We start from the raw sequence: 21,269 nt of genomic DNA on the forward strand, positions 1-21,269 counted from the left end.
GTTAGGTTATCAAGTGACACGGGCAGCCGATTCATATTAAAATATGGTCATAAGCTGAAATTATAGGAGGACGAACATGAGTTGGAGTAAGAGCTACGAACGCTGGAATCAGGCCGAACAATTAGATTCAGAATTGAAAAAATTATTGGCGGACGCAGAAGGAAACGAGCAGCTGCTGGAAGATTTTTTCTACAAAAATCTTGAGTTCGGAACAGGAGGCATGAGAGGAGAAATCGGGCCGGGTACGAACAGGATGAATATTTACACGGTCCGCAAAGCATCTGCCGGACTTGCGGCGTATATCGAAAAACAGGGAGAAGACGCGAAAAAAAGAGGGGTTGCGATCGCATACGACTCCCGTCATAAATCTCCTGAGTTTGCGATGGAAGCTGCAAAAACCCTTGCTTCCCAAGGCATTCAAACATACGTATTTGATGAGCTCCGCCCGACGCCTGAGCTGTCTTTTGCGGTGAGAAAGCTGAACGCTTATGCCGGTATCGTCGTGACGGCCAGCCATAACCCGCCTGAATATAACGGATATAAAGTGTATGGCGATGACGGCGCACAGCTGCCGCCGAAAGAAGCGGACATCGTCATTGCGGAAGTGAATGCCATAGAAAATGAATTAACGATTCAAGTTGAAGATGAACAGTCGCTGAAAGAAAAAGGTTTGATTAAAATAATCGGTGAAGAAATTGATAAACCGTATACTGAAAAACTGACTTCCATCTCCGTACATCCCGAGCTTTCGGATGAAGTGGATGTCAGCGTCGTGTTCACTCCGCTGCACGGCACGGCAAATAAACCGGTGCGCCGCGGTCTTGAAGCACTCGGTTACAAAAACGTCACCGTCGTAAAGGAGCAAGAGCTGCCGGACCCGGATTTTTCAACCGTCAAATCGCCGAATCCGGAAGAGCACGCGGCATTCGAATATGCCATTAAACTCGGAGAAGAACAAAATGCCGATATTCTCGTCGCTACGGACCCGGATGCCGACCGTCTCGGCATTGCCGTAAAAAACAGCGAAGGCAAGTACACAGTGCTGACGGGAAACCAGACAGGCGCGCTTTTATTGCATTACCTGCTTTCCGAGAAGAAAAAACAGGGCACCCTTCCTGAAAACGGTGTCGTCATGAAAACGATTGTCACGAGCGAATTGGGCCGCGCCGTCGCTTCATCGTTCGGGTTAGATACGATTGACACGCTGACAGGCTTCAAATTTATCGGTGAAAAGATCAAAGAATATGAAAAATCAGGCCAATACACGTTCCAGTTCGGGTATGAAGAAAGCTACGGCTACTTAATCGGCGATTTCGCGCGTGACAAAGACGCGATCCAGGCTGCGCTGTTAGCCGTCGAGGTATGCGCCTTTTATAAAAAGCAGGGCATGTCGCTTTATGACGCGCTGCTGTCCATTTTTAAAGAATACGGTTATTACCGTGAAGGCTTGAAGTCATTGACGTTAAAAGGAAAACAGGGAGCAGAGCAGATTTCCGCTATCCTGACTTCATTCCGAAACGATCCGCCGAAGCAGATGGCCGGAAAACAAATCACGCAGGCTGAAGACTATTCAACGGGAAAACGGACTGTATTTGCCGATCATCGTGAAGAAGATATTGATCTTCCGAAGTCAAATGTCCTGAAATATTTCCTTGAAGACGGCTCTTGGTTCTGCCTTCGTCCATCGGGAACGGAGCCGAAAGTGAAGTTCTATTTCGCCGTGAAGGGAACTTCTTTACAAGACAGCGAACAGCGTCTTGCCGCATTATCTGAAGCCGTCATGAAAACGGTGGATGGCATAGTGGAAAAAACGAAATAAACAACAAACCGCCGGAAGCGACATCCGGCGGTTTTTTTATACGCCTCATCCGAAAGTATGAGGAAAATTCATGCTGAAAACAAAGGAATATACAGAAAAGAATTGATATAATATGGATAATTCTGATTGGCCGGAGTGAGGGAAATTGACGAAAACGACGGTAGAAACGTTAAAAACGTTAAAAGCGATTGCGGAAACCTTAAACCAAAGCCACGATTTAAAGGAAGCGCTTGATAAAGTGCTCCGCGAACTGCTCAGCTTGACCGGGCTGCAGACAGGGTGGATTTTTCTGATTGAGCCGGACGGATCTTATACGCTCGCCGCATCCGCTTATTTACCGCCGGCTCTCGGTCAGCGGGAAAATGCACTCATGTGCAGCGGGGAATGCTATTGTCTGACCAAATTCAGCAATGGCGGATTGACAAAAGCCGTAAACATAATGAATTGTAAACGGATTGAATTTGCGGAACAGACGACGAACTGCCGCGATACGGAGGGCATTACCCATCATGCGACCGTACCGCTTGAGGACGGCGGCCGGAAGTTCGGTTTATTAAACGTCGCCGCAAGTAAAAAGACATTTTTCAACGAAGAAGAACTGCATCTGCTTGAAGCGGTTGCATTTCAAATCGGAACGGCGATCCAGCGGATGAAATTGGCCGAATTTGAGCAGCAGAACGCCCTGTTGATGGAACGAAGCAGACTTGCGCAAGAGCTGCATGATTCCGTCAATCAGATGCTGTTTTCTGTCAGCTTAACGGCAAAAGCCGCAAAGAGCTTTACAGATGATGATCGGCTCCGGCAGATGATTATGTTTATTCAAGAGCTGTCTCAGGATGCGCTAACAGAAATGAGGGCGCTTATTTGGCAGCTGAAGCCGGAAAGTTTGACGAAAGGGCTGTATGCGTCGATCAAAAGCTATGCCGCTCTCATCGGCCTGGAAGCCGTTTGTGAAATGGAGGATGAGCTGGAGCTTACAGATGAACAGGAACACGCGCTTTGGCGGATCGCCCAGGAAGCCTTGAATAACTGTAAAAAGCATGCGGGAACGGACCGGGTTATCATTTCCGCCGTTAAAAAGCCGGATTGCGCTGAGCTTCACATCAGCGACCGTGGAGCGGGCTTCAGCGCTGATGTGCATGCTGTGCTCCCATCGCTCGGCGTGGCCGGCATGAAAGCGCGGGCTGAAGCGATCGGAGGCCGCTTTACACTGCAATCCGAGCTTGGCGCCGGAACGATTGTCTCAGTTCGGCTTCCGTTTCGGGATAGGAGGTCTGATTGATGAAAATTGTGATTGCTGATGATCATCACGTTGTCCGCAAAGGACTGCGCTATTTCTTCGCCACTCAGGAAGACATTGAAGTTGTCGGTGAGGCATCCACCGGTGCTGAAGCGCTTCAGCAAGCTGAAAAGACGGAGCCGGACATCATTCTGATGGATTTATCAATGCCTGATATGGACGGCATAGAAGCGGCAAAAATTGCGGCTGAACGATTTCCGGACATCAGTATCGTCATTTTGACGAGCTATTCTGATCAGGAGCATGTCATTCCCGCCCTTAAAGCCGGCGCAAAAGCGTATCAGCTGAAAGACGCCCAGCCCGATGATTTAGTAAAAACGCTCCGGGAAGTGTATTCCGGACGTTACCGGCTGTCGGCGAATATTGTGCCTCACGTGCTGACCCATATGGTTCAGGATGATCAGGATAAGGAAAAATATTATCAGCTGACCCCCCGTGAAAAAGATGTTCTTCAAGAAATAGCCAAAGGGAAAAGCAATAAGGAAATTGCGGCGGCACTGTGTATTTCCGAAAAAACAGTGAAGACCCACGTATCTAACCTGCTCTCAAAGCTGAATCTTTCCGATCGGACGCAGGCGGCATTGTATGCGGTAAAATATAATGTTTTTGGAAAGGCGGTAAAATTATGAGCATATTAGTGATCAGCGGAACACCGAGAAAAAACGGGCGGACTAGAATTGCCGCTTCTTATATCAGAGATCGGTTTCATACCGATTTTATTGATTTGAGCGAAAGTGAACTGCCGCTTTATAACGGTGAAGAAGAACAGAACGAGCTGCCTTCAGTGCAAGAGTTAAGGCGGCAGGTGAAAAAGTCGGCGGCCGTCGTCTTATTATCTCCCGAGTATCACAGCGGCATGAGCGGCGCTTTAAAAAACGCCATCGATTTTTTAAGCAGCGATCACTGGGCATACAAACCGGTGGCAATCATTGCCGCGGCGGGCGGAGGAAAAGGAGGCATGAACGCGCTGGCGAATATGCGGACGGTCATGCGGGGCGTCTATGCAAATGTCATCCCGAAACAGCTGGTCTTAGACCCGATTCACATCGACATGGATCGCCGGACCGTATCTGAGGATATGGCGGTCAGCCTGAAAGACATGATTGAAGAATTGAATATGTTCACAAACACAAGAAATCCCGGCGTCTGACGCCGGGATTGTTTTATGTCAGCATGGCTAATTGATCTTCATAAGCGAGCTCTGTCGCATGATCAATATACCCGAGAAGAGAATACAGCTCTTTTTCAAGCACCGCATGATCATATTCGAAATGATACGCGTGCAGAAAGTGCTCAATACGCTTTGATAATAAATCATCTTTTGTACGAACCATCAATATTAACAAATTGTCCCATTGAGAACGGTGTGTGTAATACAAGGCTTTGTCATAATCGGCATGATCCATCTAACGCTTCTCCTTTCAATGAGAAGTTCTCCGTTAGTTTATGCCGTCGAAGCCCGGATGCAACGGGGGAAAAGTTGGTGTCCTTATCACTGCGGCATAGCAATATGAGGGAGACATAAAATAAAACCGCATATCCGTCTCTTCTTTGGACACGCTAAGATTGACAAAAAACGACTCAGGAGAACATAAAGATGAAATCCCTTCCATTTGCGCTTGCCCTCTTGTTTTGCGGCATTCTCATTGCCTCGATCGCTGAAAAAGGGCATACAGAACACCTCGATCCATCAGTTGAAAAATGGGAGCAGCTCGCATGGAACCAGCTTGAACGTGAATACAAGGGGGCCGAGCTTACCGATTATTCGTACATGGGCCGTACAAAAGTGAACCGGGAACAGACGAAAGATGTGTTTCGCGTAACGGTGCAAACAGCAAAAGAAACGTTTTCATCCCGTGCTGAAGTGTATTTCCATCCCGTAACAAAACATGTGATCAGCATTAATATTTTCAGACTGTAAAAAAAGCTGCACAGCCTAATTGAGGCCGTACAGCTTGTCAGATATCAGAAGAAGCGTTTTGCGCCGAGGTAGCGCTGTTTCCAATAGGAATTGTTCATGCTGGAAATAACGACACCCGAATCGTTGGCATTAATAAACTGGCCGTTCCCGAGATAAATACCGACGTGGGAAGGTCCGGCTTTATAAGTTGAGAAAAAGACAAAGTCACCGACCGCCGGCTGGCTGACTGATGTCATCGTATTCCAGTAGCCTGCGGCTGAAAGTCTGGATACAGAAGTGACCTTATTGAGAACGTAATAAATGAAACCGCTGCAGTCAAAGCCTCTCGGCGTTGTCCCGCCCCATACATACGGTACGCCCAGCTGAGCTTTTGCGGCATCGATCATTACATTAATCTTCGCGCTTGTTGAACCTGTGCCGCCTGTGTTGCCGGACTGATTCGGTGTTGTGTTTGTCTGCTGCCCGGTAATCGTCAGCTTTTGTCCGATTTGAAGAACATCTGTTTTCAGATTGTTTTTCTCGCGGATCTGCTGGGCGGTCACATTGAACTTTTGGGCGATCACCCATAAAGAATCCCCGCTTTTCACGGTATATGTAGTGGTTTTCCCTGTATCTCCGGACTGGTTCGGAGTTGACGGTGAAGTCGAAGAGCCGGAAGATGACGTTTTGGTCAGCTTAAGCACTTGTCCGACCCGCAGCATGTCTGACGTCAGTTTGTTGATGCTTCTGATTTGCTGAACCGTCATATTGTATGCGTTTGCGATTTTCCAGAGTGAGTCTCCGCTTTTTACTGTATAAGAGGACGTTTGCGTCTGGTTTTTATTTTGGTTTGAATTGTCTTTTGACGGCGTGTTTCCCGAAGAAGACGTTCCTTTTGTTTTCAGGACTTGGTTTACGTAGATCGTATCCGTTTTTAAGTTGTTTAATACTTTGAGTTCCGCAATGGTCATATTGACGCTGTTTGCGATCTTCCATAGGGAATCACCGAGTTTGACTTTATACGTCCCGGAAGATGATGACTGATTTTTGCTGCTGTTTGAGCTGCTGCCAGGAGCGGTTTTTTTCTGATCGGTGCTTGAGGAAACTTTCCCCGTCACTTGCAGCTTCTGTCCGGCGCGGATTAAGTCGCTTGTCAGACCGTTCAATTTTTTCAGTTCCTGTACGGACATTTTAAAATCAGATGCGATCAGCCACAGCGAGTCTCCGCTTTTCACTGTATAAACGCTTTTAGTCGTGCCGCTGTTCTTTGAAGATGGCTTTTTGCTGCCGGAATCTGATTTGCCGTTAGGAATGTTGAGCGTCTGCCCGATAGAAAGAACGGTGGATTTTAGATGATTCGCTGATGTAATGGCATCCACGCTTGTATTGTAGTTTTGGGCAAGCTTCCATAATGAATCTCCGCTTTTAACCTTAATCGTTTGTGCTTCTGCCGGTGTTACAGCTAACGCAGACCCGACGATCGCAGATGCAGTCAAACCGACCGCTACCTTTTTTTTCATAGTGAATCTCCCTTTTCCTGCGATAATTTTTCTATCCCCATTCGTTGCAGCCGCAAGGTGAGGATATCAGTAATGATAATCTTTATATCGGCACTTGTCTGCAATCGTTTATCATATTAATAGAAATAGTCCTTTTTTCTTATGCCGGCATAAAAAAAGAAGGAATGCGGACATTCCTTCAGCTTCTGAGCAGTCTCATAATCTCCTCTTTGTTTTTGACCAGATCCCTTAACGTATATTTGTCTAAAACGGCCAGGTAAGCTTGCAGGGCTTCATTCAGAAGGTTCTTTAAGTTGCAGGCGGGAGATATGATACAGAGATTTTTTTTGGAGTCAAAGCATTCTACGATGTTAAAGTCGTCTTCTGTATTTCGAACGACTTCTCCAATGTTTATGTCTTCCGGTGTCATTCCTAATCGGATTCCGCCTCCCCGGCCCCGGATCGTTTCGACATATCCGAGCTGTCCGAGGCGGTAAATGACTTTCATGAGGTGGTTTTTAGAGATGGAATAAGTATCTGCGATTTCTTTTATGTTGGAAAGTTCGTCGGAATGTCTGGAAGCCAAAAAAATCAAAACGCGTAAAGAATAATCAGTATAGTTCGTTAATTTCATAGAATGACCTCGAAAAAAGAGATTTTGCTTCTGTTACAGTCTATCATATATGAATCTAAAATGAAAAAAAAGGAATTTGCCCCTTTAACTCAAAAAAAAAACGTGCGCTCCCTCTGAGCACACGTTTTTCTCGTTAAGACATCGGCGGATTACGATCGTCAGCCGATTGATGTTTTTCAATTTTGCGATCCAATTTTGCGAGATAACGGGAGGCGAATTCTTTTCCGCCGAGACCGAATGAAAGTCCGAAGGCAAGCGCGAAACCGCCCAGAATCAGAATAAACGCGGCATTTACGATCGTGTCGGCGACACCGAGCTGATCCAGCGCCATAAAGATTGAAAGAGTGATAATGGTATATTTCGCAAGCGGCGCCAGGAATCTGAATTCCTTTCCGCTCAGCATGCCGGCAAGCAGCCTGCTGACGAGCTGTCCGGCCAAAAGCCCGATTCCGAGAATAAATACAGCGGCCAGAACATTAGGCAGGTAAGCGATAATACCTGTTGCGATAACGACGAGAAATTCGAGATGGACAAGCTGCAGCGCCTCTGCGGTAAAGAGCAGGACGATGATGATCTGAACAATCATGCCGACCGTCTGAGAAAGCGTCAGCTTCAGGGTACCCGCCTGTTCAAAGCCCATTTTACCGAGAAGAGAGTCGAAACCGGCCCGATGCAAGAGCCCGGATACAATGCTGTTGACCCATTTTCCGATCCAGATGCCGGCGATGATCAGCACAATACCGATGATGATACTAGGGAGCATTGTGAAGACCGTGTGCAGCATGGCTGACGCCGGTTCAGAAATACCCGCCACATCAAGCCGGTCAAGCGCAGAGATGATCACCGGAATGAAAATCAGCACGTAGACAATCGTTCCGATGATTGCCGACAGGCTTGTATCCTTCAGATAAATAGAAAGCCCCATACGTGCGGCAAGCCTTTCCGTGCCGATACTCGCCAGAAAGTTTGTGACGATATCACGGACGAGACGGGCAACAAGCCAGCCGATTAAAACAATCAGCGCCGCGGCGAATAATTTCGGTATAAAGGACAAAACGCTTTGGATCATATTTGTAAACGGCCCTGATACTCCGCTGATTTGGAGAGCGGCCAAGACGCCGGGCAGGAACAAGAGCAAGACGAAGTAAAAAACGATTCGTGAAGCGGCCGTAACGGATCTGCTCATCTCCGCTTCTTCAGACACCATTGTCCATTTTCTGAGCCGGCCGTTTTCAGCAAGTTTCATGCCCGCTTTTTTGACGAGATAGCTGAAAAGCGAAGCGGCCGCCCAGCCCAACAGCAGAATCAGGCCGGCTTTTAAAATGCTCGGCACAGCCGCCGTTATCGCTGACAGCATGCTGACAAAAGGCGAAGCCACGGTTGTCAGATGCAGAATGTTAAAGAATAGAATAAAAACGATGATTAATGCGATAAAATAAATGACTTTACTGATGACTTTTTCTGAGGAATAGCGCGCCGGCTTTTTTTCGGCGAACAGCCTGTCGTCGATTTTTGTTTTTTGCAGGCCTTTGTATACGGCTTTTTCAATGATTTTGGCAATGCCCCAGCCGATAAGCAGGACGAGCAGTGCAATGATCAGATTCGGGAGTTTGCTGAGATACGTCGTAAGCATGTCTGCTGTATTCAAGTAGAATCGCTCCTTTTCTTTTTGGGGTATGGTGTGTGTTTTACCCACTTACATATAAAGCAAACGGGGCGGATGTGCCGAAAGTTTTCAGCCGGAAACCGGTCTGTTATTTCATCTTTTGAGAGGAGGGGTCATACATTATAAATAAGTCCAAGTAGGGGGGATTCGGTTGAACGCGGAGGAGACAAAAGGTTTACAGCGGGCAATTGAGGAAATAACCGACATTGCCAAGGGTTTCGGCCTTGATTTCTACCCGATGAGATATGAAATTTGCCCGGCTGAAATTATTTATACATTCGGAGCGTACGGCATGCCGACGAGATTCAGCCATTGGAGTTTCGGCAAACAATTTCACAAGATGAAACTCCATTATGATCTCGGTTTGAGCAAAATTTATGAACTTGTCATTAATTCCAACCCTTGCTACGCTTTTTTGCTGGACAGCAATTCGCTGATCCAAAATAAATTAATTGTAGCCCATGTTCTTGCCCATTGTGATTTTTTCAAAAATAACTGCCGCTTTCAAAATACGAATCGGGACATGGTTGAGAGTATGGCGGCTGCGGCGGAGCGGATTAAGCATTATGAAAGAATGCACGGGATAAAAGAGGTGGAGTCCTTTTTAGATGCCATTCTGGCGATTCAGGAGCATATCGATCCGTCGCTCGTCAGGCCGAAGCTGCTGTGGAGCGTGGATGACGAAGAGGAGGACGAAGAAGAAACCGCGCCATCGCCTTACGATGATTTATGGGGAATGGATAAGCCGAAGCAGGTGAAAAAGAAAAAAGGGAAAAAACCGTTTCCGCCCCGGCCGGAAAAAGATATTCTGCTGTTTATCGAAGAACATTCGCGGGAGCTTGAACCGTGGCAGCGTGACATTTTAACCATGATGAGAGAAGAAATGCTGTATTTCTGGCCGCAGCTGGAAACGAAAATCATGAACGAAGGCTGGGCATCTTATTGGCATCAGCGGATTATCCGCGAGCTTGACCTGACTTCAGATGAAGCCATCGAATTTGCGAAGCTGAACGCAGGCGTCGTTCAGCCGTCAAAAACGGGAATCAACCCGTATTATTTAGGGCTGAAAATTTTTGAAGACATCGAAGAGCGTTATGACAACCCGACAGATGAAATGAAAAAAACAGGAGTAAAGCCCGGTTCCGGCCGCGAGAAAATGTTTGAGGTCAGGGAAATTGAATCGGATATATCATTTATCCGCAATTATTTGACGAAAGATCTCGTGATGCGTGAGGATTTGTATTTATTCCAAAAGCAGGGCAGGGACTATAAAGTGATCGACAAAGAATGGAAGGCCGTGCGCGACCAGCTCGTGAACATGCGGGTCAACGGGGGATTTCCTTATCTGACCGTCAATGACGGGGATTACCTGAAGAATAATGAGCTTTATATTAAACATTGGTATGAGGGAATTGAGCTTGATCTGAAATATTTGGAGAAAGTGCTGCCGTATCTGTACCAGCTGTGGGGCAGGAGCGTGCACATCGAATCTGTTCTTGAAGACAGAGAAGTGATGTTTTCTTATGACGGCAAAGGAGTGCACCGGAGATATCTGTAAAAGAAGAAAGGATGCGGGAGTTTCCCCGCATCCTTTTTTTATTTTCCGTGTTTCAGGATGTGAAAGATCTTTTTGGCCTGGTCCGTGTTGTTTAAAAGCCCCGTAAATGACTCTCTTCCCGGACCGTACGCGTAAACGGGAACTTCTTCGCCCGTATGATCGCCGGTTGTCCAGCCGCTGTTGGTTTTCGCATTAAAGAGCTTAATTATCGCTTTGTAGATGCTCTTGTCAGCATCCTGTTTTGCGGCCGTTTCGATCTGTTTGATCTCAGCTTTTGACCATTTCAGGTCTGTATAACGCGCAAGCACGGAAGATACGGATTTGCCCGCTTTGATTTGGTCAGCCATAAATGCCGGGGTTTTTTTGGCGGCAAGAATCGGTTCAACATGCCAGTTTTTATCGTCATTCGCGCCGATCGTCAATCCGCCGGTGGTATGATCGGCCGTGGCAACGACAAGCGTATGTTTGTCCTTTTTGGCAAATGCGATCGCTGCTTTATACGCTTTTTCAAAATCCTTCATTTCACTCATTGCGCCGACTATATCATTGTCATGTCCCGCCCAGTCAATTTGGCTGCCTTCGACCATTAAGAAAAACCCTTTTTTATTCTTGTTCAGCCTGTCGATCGCTGCCGTTGTCATGTCTTCTAATGAAGGGACGGCGTTTGAGCGGTCGATTGCTTTGTCGAGTCCGCCATCGGCAAACAGGCCGAGAATCTTCTTGTTACGATCCTTTTTGAGCTCCTGTTTTGATGTAACGTAGCTGTATCCCGCTTTTTTGAAATCCTTTGTTACATTGCGGTCTTTACGGATAAAGTTTGATTTGCCGCCTCCGAGGAGCACATCGACTTTCTGTTTTCCGTTGATGCGGTCATCAAAGTAGCTGCTTGCGATGTCATCCATATTTTTTCTGGATTTGTTATGGGCTCCGAATGCCGCAGGAGTGGCGTGGGCAATCTCCGAAGTTGCGACAAGTCCGGTGGATTTGCCTCTTTGTTTCGCTTCTTCGAGGACGGATTTTACCCGCTTTCCTTTTTTATCGACTCCGATCGCCGCGTTATACGTTTTCACGCCTGTGGCCATTGCCGTGCCTGCCGCCGCGGAATCGGTAATATTGGAATCAGGATCGTCAGGGTAAGTCATCATCATACCGGTGAGATTGGGGTCGAATGCCGTCAGTTTCATGCCATCCGAAGGCTTTCCTTTGTTAATGACCGAACGGTAGGCGTTCATATAGGGAGCGCCCATTCCGTCGCCGACCATGAAGATGACGTTTCTGATTTCGTTTTTGTCAGGCTGTTTTTTTGCCGCAGCCTGTTCGGAGTGCTGAAGCCCCGCGCCCGCAATCAGACCGGCTGTCAGCACGGATACGGCTGCCGCCGGCAGAAGTTTTGATCGAACCTGTTTAAATAGACTCATTCTCACTCGTCCTCCTTTAATCTTGTCTGCATGTCTAATGGTAGGGGATGTTTGTAAAGAGCGCCTGTTCCTCCTGTAAATTTCAGGTGAAACATTGTTAGAAATGTAAATTCCGGTGTAACTTATGTTTTCAAGAAAGAGTGAAAACCATTCACTTTTTTGAAAAAGACGAGGATTTTTTTAACAAGGGGTTATTTGGAAAATAAACTGCTTTGTTTTTCCAAAATACGAGGATCACAGGAAAAAAACATGACAAATTGACTCGTTTTTCGTCACGTTTGAAATCAAATTGAAATATTTAATACCCTTAAAAACTTTTTTTAAAAACGAATTAGTAAGAAATTTGTCACGGGAAGTCAAGTCTATTTCTAGTGGAAATTGAACCTTATAATAGGAAACAGATAAAAACTTTAAAAAAGAGACACATAAAATAGATAGAATCATTCGGGGAGGAAAACATGAAAAAGCAACTTGTTACAGCAACAACGGCAGTGGTTTTGGGGACGACTTTGTTTGCGGGCGCGGCATCTGCGCAAACGATTAAGGTAAAAAAAGGCGATACATTATGGGGACTTTCAAATCGGTACGGAACGTCAATTAATTCCATTAAATCTGAGAACAAATTAAAATCGGATATCATTTACATCGGCCAGACGCTTTCGATCAACGGTAAATCATCTTCAGGTTCAAATTCGGGCAGCAAGTCATCATCGTCTACATATAAAGTCGTAAAAGGCGACAGCCTTTGGAAAATTGCGAATAAATATAAAATGACGGTAAACCAATTAAAAAGTTTAAACGGTTTAAAAACGGACCTGATCCGCATCGGACAAGTTCTTAAAGTAAAGGGATCAACTTCCGGTTCAACGTCTTCAGGGTCTTCGTCATCAAAGCAGCCTTCATCCAGCCATAATGCTGCACAGACGAGCCTGAATGTAAACAAGCTGATTTCTGATGCGCAATCTTTAATCGGCACGCCGTATGTATGGGGCGGAACAACGACTTCCGGCTTTGACTGCAGCGGATTTATTTGGTACCTGTTAAACAAACAGACGAGTGTCGGCAGAACAAGCACTGCGGGATACTGGAGCTCAATGAAGAGCGTGTCCAGCCCGTCAAGAGGAGACTTCGTCTTCTTTACAACATATCAGGCCGGCCCTTCACACATGGGTGTGTACATCGGAAACAACAAGTTCATCCATGCCGGTTCTGACGGCGTCACAACAAGTGATCTGAATAACAGCTACTGGAAACCTCGCTACCTTGGCGCGAAAAGATTCTAGCAGCGATAGAAACCCGTTCATCAGAACGGGTTTTTTATTTAGACGGGACAGAGCTCCATTTGTTTCACCTAAAAATGAAAATGTGATAAAAAATCTAAAAAGGTTTTCTTTTTCTCATTTTCATAGAGGGCAATGGCGTACGCGCCCGCGCTCGGCATCTGGGCGAATTCGCACGGAATTTCAATCATGCTGCCTGCGGCGAGTTCGGCCCGTACCGCTGACAGCGGCAGAAATGAGACACCCAGCCCCTCTTTAATAAATCGTTTCGTAATATGCGTCTGTGTCACCTTCATTGTCCTGACGAAAGGGAACTGTATTCTGACCTGGCGGAGCAAATCATCCCAATAGTCAGGGTGGTTATGGGTCAAAAGCAGATATTGTCCGAACAGGTCTTTCACTTCATCCGCCTTCCCTGTCCCGGGTTTTCGGCCGGGCGGCGCGACGAGGACAACGGGGTCATTGTACAGGGGGCGGCAAGTGAGGGAAGATGATTGCACCTTTAAGCAGCTCAGTCCGATATCGGCTGAGCCGTTTCTGATTTGAGAGGCGATTTCTTCCGATTCGAAAATGGTGACCGTCATTTCGGTTTCTTTATTGTCCTCTGTATAACGCTTCATGACAGACGGGAGAACGGTGTCGGCGATAAGCGGCGAAACAGCGAGTGTCAGTGTGTGCGAGTAGCCCTGGCGCACCCTGTGCAGCTCCGCCATGCTGTTTTCATAGTCTTCCAAAAGCCTCATGGCAAACGGCACGTATGCTTTTCCTTCTTCCGTCAATTGTATTTTCCGGCCGCTTCGCTGAAACAGCTTGCAGCTGATTTCTTTCTCTAATAATTTTATATGAACGGTGACGGTCGGCTGAGATAAAAAAAGCGTTTCCGCCGTTTTTCTGAAATTCTCATATTTTGCCGCGGTGACGAAGGTGTGAAGCCATTTAAAATCCATAGATGCACTCCTCTGATTAAAAGTTTTAATTAATTCCCTTAAAAATATTCATTATTTTTTAAATATTATATTTACTATAATAACAGAAAGAGGATAAGGGGGAATGAAATTGATTTATCGTGGATTGAAAGGGATTACTTGTGCAGAAACGGCGATCAGCCACATTGACGGAGAAAAGGGGCATTTAATATATCGCGGCTATGATGCGAAGGATATCGCGCTGCAATCCAGTTTTGAAGAAGCGGCGTATCTCATTTTGAACGGGGCGCTTCCTGATGAGCGGCAATTGCTTGCGTTTCAGGAAGAACTTGCAGCCGAGCGCGGGCTTCCGAAACATTTGATCGGCTTACTGGAAACGCTTCCGGATGAAATGGACGACATGGCGGTGCTGAGAACGGCTGTTTCAGGTTTGGGCACAGATTCATTTACATATCCGCCCAAGCCGGAAGAAGCGATTAAACTGATTGCCGTCACACCGACGATTATTGCGTACAGATACCGCCGTAAACAAGGGAAGGAAGCGTTGTCACCTGAGGCGCGATACGGACACGTTGAAAACTATTTGTATATGCTGACAGGCAGGCAGCCGTCCGCAGCCCAAAAGAAAGCGCTTGAGACGTATATGATTCTGGCGATGGAGCACGGCATGAATGCATCGACTTTTTCAGCGAGAGTCACCGTTTCGACTGAATCGGACTTAGTGTCTGCCGTCACTGCCGCACTGGGTACGATGAAAGGACCGCTGCACGGAGGCGCGCCTTCAGGCGTCACGAAAATGCTTGAAGACATCGGAGAAAAAGAAAATGCAGAAGCGTTTTTGACAGCGAAGCTTATGAGGGGAGAACGCCTGATGGGCTTCGGGCACAGGGTGTACAAAACAAAAGACCCGCGGGCGGAAGCGCTGCGCATAAAGGCTGAAGAAGTGGCGGGAAATGATCCGTCGCTTGACTTGGCGCTTTATGTGGAGAAGGAAGCCATCCGCCTGTTAGAGCAATATAAGCCCGGACGGAAGCTGTATACGAATGTGGAGTTTTACGCAGCGGCTGTGATGCAGGCCATTGATGTCGACAATGATTTATTTACGCCGACCTTTTCAGCAAGCAGAATGGCAGGCTGGTGCGCACACGTGCTTGAACAGTCCGCTGACAACATGATTTACAGGCCGTCTGCCAAATACACCGGCGCTTTTCCCGAAACGGCTCAGCAGCTTTAATCACCGGCATATTTGTCCGTTTAACTCCCCACACTGCGTGGTATCGTCTCAGTAATACCAATTGCAGGAGTGTGAGAATATGAATCCGATGGACAGACAGACGGAAGGACAAAAGCCGCAGGTGCAAAACCGCCAGCCCGGCATTGAGTCAGACATGGAGCCGAAGCCGCTCTTGGAGGACCCGGATGTAAAAGGGTCGGGCAGATTAAAAGGAAAAGTCGCCGTCATCACGGGCGGAGACAGCGGCATCGGCGCAGCGGCTGCGATCGCTTACGCGAAGGAAGGGGCGGATCTTGCCATCCTGTACCTAGACGAACATGCCGATGCCGAGAGAACGAAAAAGCGTGCGGAAGAATACCAGGCCGAATGCCTGTTAATTCCGGGGGACGTCGGTGATGAGGCGCATTGTCAGAAGGCGGTCCGGCAAGTCTTAGATCACTACGGAAAAATAGATATTCTCGTTAATAATGCGGCTGAGCAGCATCCGCAAAACGGGATTCTTGATATTACAGCTGAACAGCTGGAGAAGACATTCCGTACAAACATGTTTTCCATGTTTCATATGACAAAAGCCGTGCTGCCTCATCTCAAAAGAGGGAGCGCCATCATTAATACAACGTCGATTACCGCTTATCAGGGAGACACATCATTGATCGACTATTCGTGCACGAAAGGCGGCATCGTTTCCTTTACTCGTTCAATGGCGATGTCATTGGCCGATCAGGGGATCAGAGTAAATGCGGTGGCCCCTGGCCCGATCTGGACCGCCCTGATTCCGGCAACGTTTACTGAAGAAAAGGTGGAAAAGCATGGTCTGGACACTCCGATGGGAAGACCGGGACAGCCTGCGGAACACGCCGGAGCTTACGTGCTTCTGGCTTCAGACGAATCTTCCTATATAACGGGGCAAACCATTCACGTAAATGGCGGCAGATTTATTTCAACATAATACGCAAGTTTTATCCCGCGCTTTTAAAAAGGGCGGGATTTTTATTTGAACGTACATATGAATACGATTTTTAAAAAATGGAAGTCTCCGGCTGAATCACTAATGTTAATATTTCACAGTGGAAAATCCGCTGAGTTTTGTTTTATGAAAACTAAAAATAATATATAGAATTTTCAAAAAAGTTATTTTCATTTTTATATTTTTCGCTATAATATGATGTAGGAGAAAGGAATGATGTGCTGAAACATTTCATGCGAAAAATAAGAATTTAGTCATTATCGCTATTGTTATCTGAATATTCTAACATATATTGGTTTACAAGGAGTGAAGCAGATGAAGGGGAGCGTATTCAGAAAGAAAAGCATTCAGGACCTGCTTGCCGCAACAGGCGGGGAAAAGTCGCTGAAAAGAGAGTTAGGGGCCTTTGATTTGACCCTTCTGGGGATAGGGGCCATCATCGGAACGGGGATTTTTGTATTAACCGGAACAGGCGCTGTCACGGCGGGGCCGGGGCTGACCGTTTCATTTGTCATCGCCGCTCTTGCGTGTTTATTTGCGGCTCTGTCCTATGCCGAATTTGCTTCAAGCGTCCCGGTTTCAGGTTCCGTCTACACGTTTACTTATGCGACACTGGGTGAACTTCTCGCGTTTATCATCGGATGGGATTTAATCTTGGAATATATGCTCGCCGTCAGCGCGGTTTCGGTCGGGTGGTCCGGCTATTTTCAATCATTCTTGGCGGGCTTCGGCATTCATCTTCCGACCGCATTAACGGCCGCGCCGGGATCCATTAAAGGCACGGTCACATTCTTTAATCTCCCCGCATTTGTTATCGTGCTTGCGATTACATTCCTCCTCTACTTAGGCATTAGGGAATCGAAGCGGGTCAATAATATTATGGTCATTTTGAAGGTTCTGGTTGTTCTATTGTTTATCGCCGTTGCGGCCGTATATGTCAAACCTCACAACTGGCAGCCGTTTATACCGATGGGGTTCGGCGGTGTTTTCAGTGCCGCGGCGCTCGTTTTCTTCTCTTTTATCGGTTTTGACGCCGTCTCTTCCGCCGCTGAAGAAACGAAAAATCCGGCAAAGGATCTGCCGAAAGGAATTATCTTTTCATTAATCGTCTGCACTGTGCTGTATGTGACCGTATCGGCGATTATGACGGGCGTCGTTCCGTTTGCCCGCTTTGAAGGCGTTGACCATCCCGTGTCTCTCGTCCTGCAGATGGCAGGACAGAATTGGGTGGCCGGGATTATTGATATCGGCGCAGTGTTGGGGATGACAACGGTGATGCTCGTCATGCTGTACGGCCAGACGAGGGTGATGTTTGCCATGTCCCGTGACGGTTTGGTACCGGGGGCGCTTTCAAAAGTCCATCCGAAGCATAAAACGCCGCACGTGGTGACATGGGTGTTCGGCATCCTGTCAGCATTACTCGGTTCGCTCGTCCCGCTTGATGAACTGGCGAAGCTGGTGAACATCGGCACGCTTGCCGCGTTTGTCCTGATTTCCGTGGCGGTTATCGTATTGAGAAAGAAACAGCCTGATCTGCCGAGGGCTTTTAAATGTCCGGGGGTTCCCTTTATTCCGATATTGTCCATTCTGTTCTGCGTGTTTTTGATTATTAACCTCGGCGCTACCACCATATTCCGTTTCTTTATCTGGCTGATCATCGGTCTGGTGATTTATTTCTTATATTCGAGAAAGCATTCGAAATTAAACGGGGATTTGTAAGGAGCGGCACCCGCCGCTCCTTTTTATTTTTCGGAATAATGAAACATATTGAAATGGGCTTAAGTTATCGCAGCGAATAAGGGATAATATAGGGCGGAAGGGAAGTGGAAAGTCGTGTCTGACCAAAAAAGGGTTCAATGGGCCTCGAAAATAGGATTTATTATGGCCGCTGCCGGTTCGGCGATCGGCCTGGGAGCCATTTGGAAGTTCCCTTACGTAGCGGGTACGAACGGAGGAGGCGCTTTTTTTCTTTTATTCGTCCTCTTTACCGTGCTTTTAGGCTATCCGCTTTTGCTCGGTGAATTTATTTTCGGAAGACGGAGCCAGACAAATGCGATTGATGCCTACAAACAAGCCGCGCCGAAGTCGGTATGGCACCTCACGGGTTATGTGGGTGTGGCGGCCTGTTTTTTAGTTTTGTCTTTTTACAGTGTTGTCGGCGGGTGGATTTTGCTTTATGTGTTAAAAGCCGTTACCGGTTCTTTATCCGGGCTCACTCAGGAGCAGTACGGCACGGTGTTCGGGACGGTCATTGAAAATCCGATCCAGACTCTCATTGCGCAGCTTGTATTTATGATCATGACGGTGGCGGTCGTCGCAAAAGGCGTGCAGAAAGGGATTGAACGTGTCAGTGCGGTGCTGATGCCGATTTTATTCGTGCTGTTTCTATTGCTAGTGCTGCGATCAGTCACGCTCGATCATGCCGTTGAGGGGATTAAATTTTTATTGGTTCCGCACTTTGAAGACTTGACGCCGGAATCCATCCTATATGCTTTAGGACAGGCGTTTTTTACATTAACGCTCGGTGTTTCGGTCATGGTGACATACAGTTCGTATCTGCCGAAAACCCAAAATCTTCCGGGTTCGGCGGGTTCCATTGTTTTGATGAATGTGCTCGTCACGCTGTTTGCGGGACTGGCCATTTTCCCGGCGGTTTTTTCGTTCGGCTTTAAACCGGATGAAGGGCCTACACTGCTGTTTACCGTGCTGCCGGCTGTGTTTGACCGGCTGCCGTTCGGCTCGCTGTTTTTTATCAGCTTTTTGGCTGTCTTTTTCTTCGCCGCTCTGACTTCGGCCTTTTCGATGGTGGAAATTATCGTGGCGACTGTCGGGAAAGGTGATGAAACGAAAAGAAAGAAGCTGTCGTGGACAAGCGGTTTGCTCATTTTCTTAGTCGGAATTCCGTCCTGTTTATCATACGGTGTTCTCGGTGATGTTCATTTGTTCGGAAAAACGTTTTTTGATCTTGCGGATTTCACCGTCAGCAATGTGCTGATTCCGCTCGGCGCTTTATTAATATCAATCTTCGTCCCGCTGAAAATACCGAAGCAGGAGCTGTTTGCCGAGATGAAAAGCGGTTCCGCCATCGGCTATCGTTTCTTTCAACTGTGGTATTTCCTTTTGAAATATCTCGTGCCGCTGGCTATCATCGTCGTATTGCTGCATTTAATCGGCGTTCTTTCATTTTAAAAAAACAGGCCCCCGTAAAAGGGCCTGTTTTTATGTTTAAAAACCGAATTGCAGATTCGTATCAACGGCAACGATCGTATATACACAGACAATGACGAACAGATTGAGAATGACACCGAGCAGTCCCGGGCCCGTCCGTCCTTTTTTAATAAACAGCTCAATGATGCCGAACGGCACGGCGGCCATCGCAAACGGCAGCATCTGATAAGAATAGAAAGTCACATTGCTGATGATTGCCACGTTCAAAAGCAGCAGCGACAAAATCGCGGTACCGACTGATATCCAGCCGAAAACATTATGCTCTTTAAAAATTCTTACCAATTCCATAATTCCACCTCACCGATGTTTGCTGCTTTTACTGTTTTGTTTTTCAGCAGACGTTCGATTTCTTTTGTCGGCCCCGTCACGACAGAGCCGTATACGTTCATTCCGTGATGTTCAACATAGTCGATTCGGCTGCCCAGATTCATGTCTTTGCGTTTCGATATTGCATGCGCCCATTTTTTATGGCGGGACATAAATTCAAGGGCATTGATAAATTGTTCACGGTCTGTCTGTCCTTGCGTTTCGAAAGAGGACACCATCTTAGAATCTTTCCCGGGAAATCCTAACGGCTCGGCATAAGGACTGTCTTTCAGATTTTTCTCCGTTTCGACCGCATTCCATAAAAACTTCACATCGTATTTTTTAAAAGTTGAATATACTTGAGAAGAAGGGTAGGCCCGGTCATAAGAAAGATAGACCTCCGCCACGCTTCCTTCAGGCAATTTTTTTAATGTCTGACCGGCTTTTTCAATCGTGCGTTCCTTTAAGCCGGAAGGATGGGCGAAATAATGCTTTGCCTGTGCCGCGTCTAGATCATAGTAGTTAACGGCAGGCGATTTGACCGTATCTAAAAACATTTCAATCCGTTCTCCGCCGACGGATTTCGTTTTTGTGCCGATCTGCTTTTGCAGCGGAAATTCCGTATTCATTCCAAACAGCTTCACCTGGCTTTTCAGTCCGGAGGTATCGACGAGGACGTTCGGCATTGTGGTCGCCACCGTCACTGCCGCGGTCTCCATTAATTGATTGCCGGTGCTTTCCTTTCCTCCCAGACCGTAATAGAGGTAGCTTCCCAAAGTGCAAAGCGGCAAAATCATCAAAGTGGAGATGACGGCGAGAACTGAAATCCGCAAATACGATTTGCGTTTTCCGTATGATAAAATGGCCTTCTGTTTTTCCGGGCTGATGCCGACGTCCCATTCCCGATCGTCCTGCATTTCGCTTTCAATCAATTCCTGATAGACTTCCAGCTTTTCCAGCTCTTCTTCAAAGGCGGCCATTTCCCGGTCGCTCATTTCTCCATTTTTGTATTGGTAAAAACGCTTTTTAAATTCTTCATTCATCATTAACACCTCTATTATAAAGTGCTTTCAGCCGCTGTCTGGCACGAAATAAAACACTTTTAAAATTAGCCTCTGAAATATTCATAATATGGGATGCTTCTTTGTAATTCAGTTCTTTTAAATAATACAGTGTTAAGGCCTCCCGATAATTGTCGGGAAGTTCGGACATATACCCTGTCAGCACTTCCTTGATTTCAATCTGATGAGCCGGGCTTTGAACAGCCGTCTGAAAAAGGCTCCCAATTAAGTCATCGGAAATGGTCACTTCCTTTTTATGTTTTCTGACATAATCTATAAACGCATTTCTCGCCACTTGAAAAAGCCATGGCTTTACTTTGCTGTGGTCGTAGGAGTGAATGTGTATGTATGCCCTCATAAAGGTTTCCTGCAGCAAATCTTCAGCGAGATGCTTGTCTTTTGTCATGGAGAGCAGGAACCGGTAAACATCATTCATATACATTTGGTAAATTTCATCGATCGTCACTGCCTTT

19 protein-coding genes and 1 pseudogene are annotated in these 21,269 nt (G+C 46.9%); 11 read left to right on the forward strand and 9 right to left on the reverse strand.

The window, feature by feature from the left end; translation table 11 throughout:
• Window positions 1–76 precede the first annotated feature (76 nt).
• The 4 genes from U2H13_RS04910 (at window position 77) to U2H13_RS04925 (ending at window position 4,269) form a co-directional block, all read left to right on the forward strand.
• Complete coding sequence (locus U2H13_RS04910) at window positions 77–1,819, forward strand: phospho-sugar mutase (RefSeq protein ID WP_029973221.1); 1,743 nt, start codon at window positions 77–79, stop codon at window positions 1,817–1,819.
• 145 nt (window positions 1,820–1,964) lie between these two features.
• A complete protein-coding gene (locus tag U2H13_RS04915) occupies window positions 1,965–3,101 on the forward strand; it encodes a GAF domain-containing sensor histidine kinase (RefSeq protein ID WP_029973220.1) in 1,137 nt (378 codons plus the stop codon).
• Window positions 3,101–3,748 (forward strand): response regulator transcription factor, encoded by a 648-nt coding sequence (locus tag U2H13_RS04920; RefSeq protein WP_103527031.1) that lies wholly within the window; start codon window positions 3,101–3,103, stop codon window positions 3,746–3,748. Before U2H13_RS04915 ends, U2H13_RS04920 begins: the two co-directional genes overlap by 1 nt.
• Window positions 3,745–4,269: an NADPH-dependent FMN reductase gene (locus U2H13_RS04925; protein ID WP_109566813.1), complete on the forward strand. Its 525-nt coding sequence runs from the start codon at window positions 3,745–3,747 to the stop codon at window positions 4,267–4,269. The genes U2H13_RS04920 and U2H13_RS04925 overlap by 4 nt, the downstream gene beginning before the upstream one ends.
• Window positions 4,270–4,282: 13 nt before the next feature.
• Here the strand turns inward: U2H13_RS04925 and U2H13_RS04930 are convergent, their stop codons facing one another.
• Window positions 4,283–4,525 (reverse strand): YhdB family protein, encoded by a 243-nt coding sequence (locus U2H13_RS04930; RefSeq protein ID WP_003155335.1) that lies wholly within the window; start codon window positions 4,523–4,525, stop codon window positions 4,283–4,285.
• Between the two features lie 191 nt (window positions 4,526–4,716).
• Here U2H13_RS04930 and U2H13_RS04935 point away from each other — a divergent pair, with 191 nt between their 5' ends.
• A complete protein-coding gene (locus U2H13_RS04935; protein ID WP_003155332.1) occupies window positions 4,717–5,040 on the forward strand; it encodes a DUF3889 domain-containing protein in 324 nt (107 codons plus the stop codon).
• Window positions 5,041–5,084: 44 nt separating this feature from the next.
• On the opposite strand, the gene U2H13_RS04940 is transcribed toward U2H13_RS04935, so the two are convergent.
• The 3 genes and pseudogenes from U2H13_RS04940 to U2H13_RS04950 form a co-directional block, all read right to left on the reverse strand.
• The gene (locus U2H13_RS04940; protein WP_014417290.1) at window positions 5,085–6,539 is read right to left on the reverse strand and encodes a LysM peptidoglycan-binding domain-containing protein; all 1,455 of its coding nucleotides are present in this window, start codon (window positions 6,537–6,539) and stop codon (window positions 5,085–5,087) included.
• A gap of 178 nt (window positions 6,540–6,717) precedes the next feature.
• Window positions 6,718–7,152 carry a nitric oxide-sensing transcriptional repressor NsrR gene (gene nsrR / locus U2H13_RS04945; protein ID WP_007610306.1) on the reverse strand — a complete coding sequence of 145 codons (435 nt, stop codon included), beginning with the start codon at window positions 7,150–7,152 and terminating at the stop codon, window positions 6,718–6,720.
• A 133-nt stretch (window positions 7,153–7,285) separates the two neighbouring features.
• A pseudogene (locus tag U2H13_RS04950) lies at window positions 7,286–8,865 on the reverse strand (mechanosensitive ion channel); the annotation flags it as partial.
• 104 nt (window positions 8,866–8,969) lie between these two features.
• On the opposite strand from U2H13_RS04950, the gene U2H13_RS04955 reads away from it, so the two are divergent.
• Window positions 8,970–10,376 carry a SpoVR family protein gene (locus tag U2H13_RS04955; protein WP_159353954.1) on the forward strand — a complete coding sequence of 469 codons (1,407 nt, stop codon included), beginning with the start codon at window positions 8,970–8,972 and terminating at the stop codon, window positions 10,374–10,376.
• Between the two features lie 38 nt (window positions 10,377–10,414).
• On the opposite strand, the gene U2H13_RS04960 is transcribed toward U2H13_RS04955, so the two are convergent.
• Entirely contained in the window at window positions 10,415–11,794 is a 1,380-nt protein-coding gene (locus U2H13_RS04960) for an alkaline phosphatase (RefSeq protein WP_043021357.1), read from the reverse strand.
• A gap of 458 nt (window positions 11,795–12,252) precedes the next feature.
• Between U2H13_RS04960 and U2H13_RS04965 the strand changes: the two genes are divergently transcribed.
• Entirely contained in the window at window positions 12,253–13,077 is an 825-nt protein-coding gene (locus U2H13_RS04965) for a C40 family peptidase (RefSeq protein WP_014417294.1), read from the forward strand.
• A gap of 68 nt (window positions 13,078–13,145) precedes the next feature.
• Here U2H13_RS04965 and U2H13_RS04970 read toward each other — a convergent pair whose 3' ends face one another.
• Window positions 13,146–14,021 carry a LysR family transcriptional regulator gene (locus tag U2H13_RS04970; RefSeq protein WP_007409271.1) on the reverse strand — a complete coding sequence of 292 codons (876 nt, stop codon included), beginning with the start codon at window positions 14,019–14,021 and terminating at the stop codon, window positions 13,146–13,148.
• 109 nt (window positions 14,022–14,130) lie between these two features.
• Between U2H13_RS04970 and U2H13_RS04975 the strand changes: the two genes are divergently transcribed.
• The 4 genes from U2H13_RS04975 to U2H13_RS04990 all read left to right on the forward strand — a co-directional run bounded on the left by U2H13_RS04975 (window position 14,131) and on the right by U2H13_RS04990 (window position 19,390).
• On the forward strand, window positions 14,131–15,234 hold the full coding sequence (locus U2H13_RS04975) for a citrate synthase/methylcitrate synthase (RefSeq protein WP_042893802.1): 1,104 nt from the start codon (window positions 14,131–14,133) through the stop codon (window positions 15,232–15,234).
• A gap of 79 nt (window positions 15,235–15,313) precedes the next feature.
• Window positions 15,314–16,183 (forward strand): SDR family oxidoreductase, encoded by an 870-nt coding sequence (locus U2H13_RS04980; RefSeq protein WP_021494913.1) that lies wholly within the window; start codon window positions 15,314–15,316, stop codon window positions 16,181–16,183.
• 333 nt (window positions 16,184–16,516) lie between these two features.
• Entirely contained in the window at window positions 16,517–17,920 is a 1,404-nt protein-coding gene (locus U2H13_RS04985; protein WP_014417297.1) for an amino acid permease, read from the forward strand.
• Between the two features lie 114 nt (window positions 17,921–18,034).
• Window positions 18,035–19,390, forward strand: coding sequence for a sodium-dependent transporter (locus U2H13_RS04990; protein WP_022553614.1), 1,356 nt, complete (start codon window positions 18,035–18,037; stop codon window positions 19,388–19,390).
• A gap of 36 nt (window positions 19,391–19,426) precedes the next feature.
• Here U2H13_RS04990 and U2H13_RS04995 read toward each other — a convergent pair whose 3' ends face one another.
• Genes U2H13_RS04995 through sigM form a run of 3 tightly spaced genes read right to left on the reverse strand, consistent with a single transcriptional unit; the run spans window position 19,427 to window position 21,262 of the window.
• Window positions 19,427–19,717, reverse strand: coding sequence for an anti-sigma-M factor (locus tag U2H13_RS04995; RefSeq protein WP_003155315.1), 291 nt, complete (start codon window positions 19,715–19,717; stop codon window positions 19,427–19,429).
• Window positions 19,705–20,781 (reverse strand): anti-sigma factor, encoded by a 1,077-nt coding sequence (locus U2H13_RS05000; RefSeq protein WP_087920756.1) that lies wholly within the window; start codon window positions 20,779–20,781, stop codon window positions 19,705–19,707. Before U2H13_RS05000 ends, U2H13_RS04995 begins: the two co-directional genes overlap by 13 nt.
• On the reverse strand, window positions 20,771–21,262 hold the full coding sequence (sigM, locus tag U2H13_RS05005; protein ID WP_003155312.1) for an RNA polymerase sigma factor SigM: 492 nt from the start codon (window positions 21,260–21,262) through the stop codon (window positions 20,771–20,773). Before sigM ends, U2H13_RS05000 begins: the two co-directional genes overlap by 11 nt.
• Window positions 21,263–21,269: the final 7 nt, after the last annotated feature.

The sequence above is a fragment of the Bacillus sp. A1 genome, from assembly GCF_042296235.1.
Classification (GTDB): Bacteria; Bacillota; Bacilli; order Bacillales; family Bacillaceae; genus Bacillus; species Bacillus velezensis.

Coding starts and splice junctions, on each gene's coding strand:
- nsrR (WP_007610306.1), bottom strand. CDS start 7,152: ATGAAATTAACGAACTATACTGATTATTCTTTACGCGTTTTGATTTTT.
- U2H13_RS04910 (WP_029973221.1), top strand. CDS start 77: ATGAGTTGGAGTAAGAGCTACGAACGCTGGAATCAGGCCGAACAATTA.
- U2H13_RS04965 (WP_014417294.1), top strand. CDS start 12,253: ATGAAAAAGCAACTTGTTACAGCAACAACGGCAGTGGTTTTGGGGACG.
- U2H13_RS04940 (WP_014417290.1), bottom strand. CDS start 6,539: ATGAAAAAAAAGGTAGCGGTCGGTTTGACTGCATCTGCGATCGTCGGG.
- U2H13_RS05000 (WP_087920756.1), bottom strand. CDS start 20,781: ATGATGAATGAAGAATTTAAAAAGCGTTTTTACCAATACAAAAATGGA.
- U2H13_RS04985 (WP_014417297.1), top strand. CDS start 16,517: ATGAAGGGGAGCGTATTCAGAAAGAAAAGCATTCAGGACCTGCTTGCC.
- U2H13_RS04960 (WP_043021357.1), bottom strand. CDS start 11,794: ATGAGTCTATTTAAACAGGTTCGATCAAAACTTCTGCCGGCGGCAGCC.
- U2H13_RS04935 (WP_003155332.1), top strand. CDS start 4,717: ATGAAATCCCTTCCATTTGCGCTTGCCCTCTTGTTTTGCGGCATTCTC.
- U2H13_RS04925 (WP_109566813.1), top strand. CDS start 3,745: ATGAGCATATTAGTGATCAGCGGAACACCGAGAAAAAACGGGCGGACT.
- U2H13_RS04995 (WP_003155315.1), bottom strand. CDS start 19,717: ATGGAATTGGTAAGAATTTTTAAAGAGCATAATGTTTTCGGCTGGATA.
- U2H13_RS04970 (WP_007409271.1), bottom strand. CDS start 14,021: ATGGATTTTAAATGGCTTCACACCTTCGTCACCGCGGCAAAATATGAG.
- U2H13_RS04980 (WP_021494913.1), top strand. CDS start 15,314: ATGAATCCGATGGACAGACAGACGGAAGGACAAAAGCCGCAGGTGCAA.
- U2H13_RS04920 (WP_103527031.1), top strand. CDS start 3,101: ATGAAAATTGTGATTGCTGATGATCATCACGTTGTCCGCAAAGGACTG.
- U2H13_RS04930 (WP_003155335.1), bottom strand. CDS start 4,525: ATGGATCATGCCGATTATGACAAAGCCTTGTATTACACACACCGTTCT.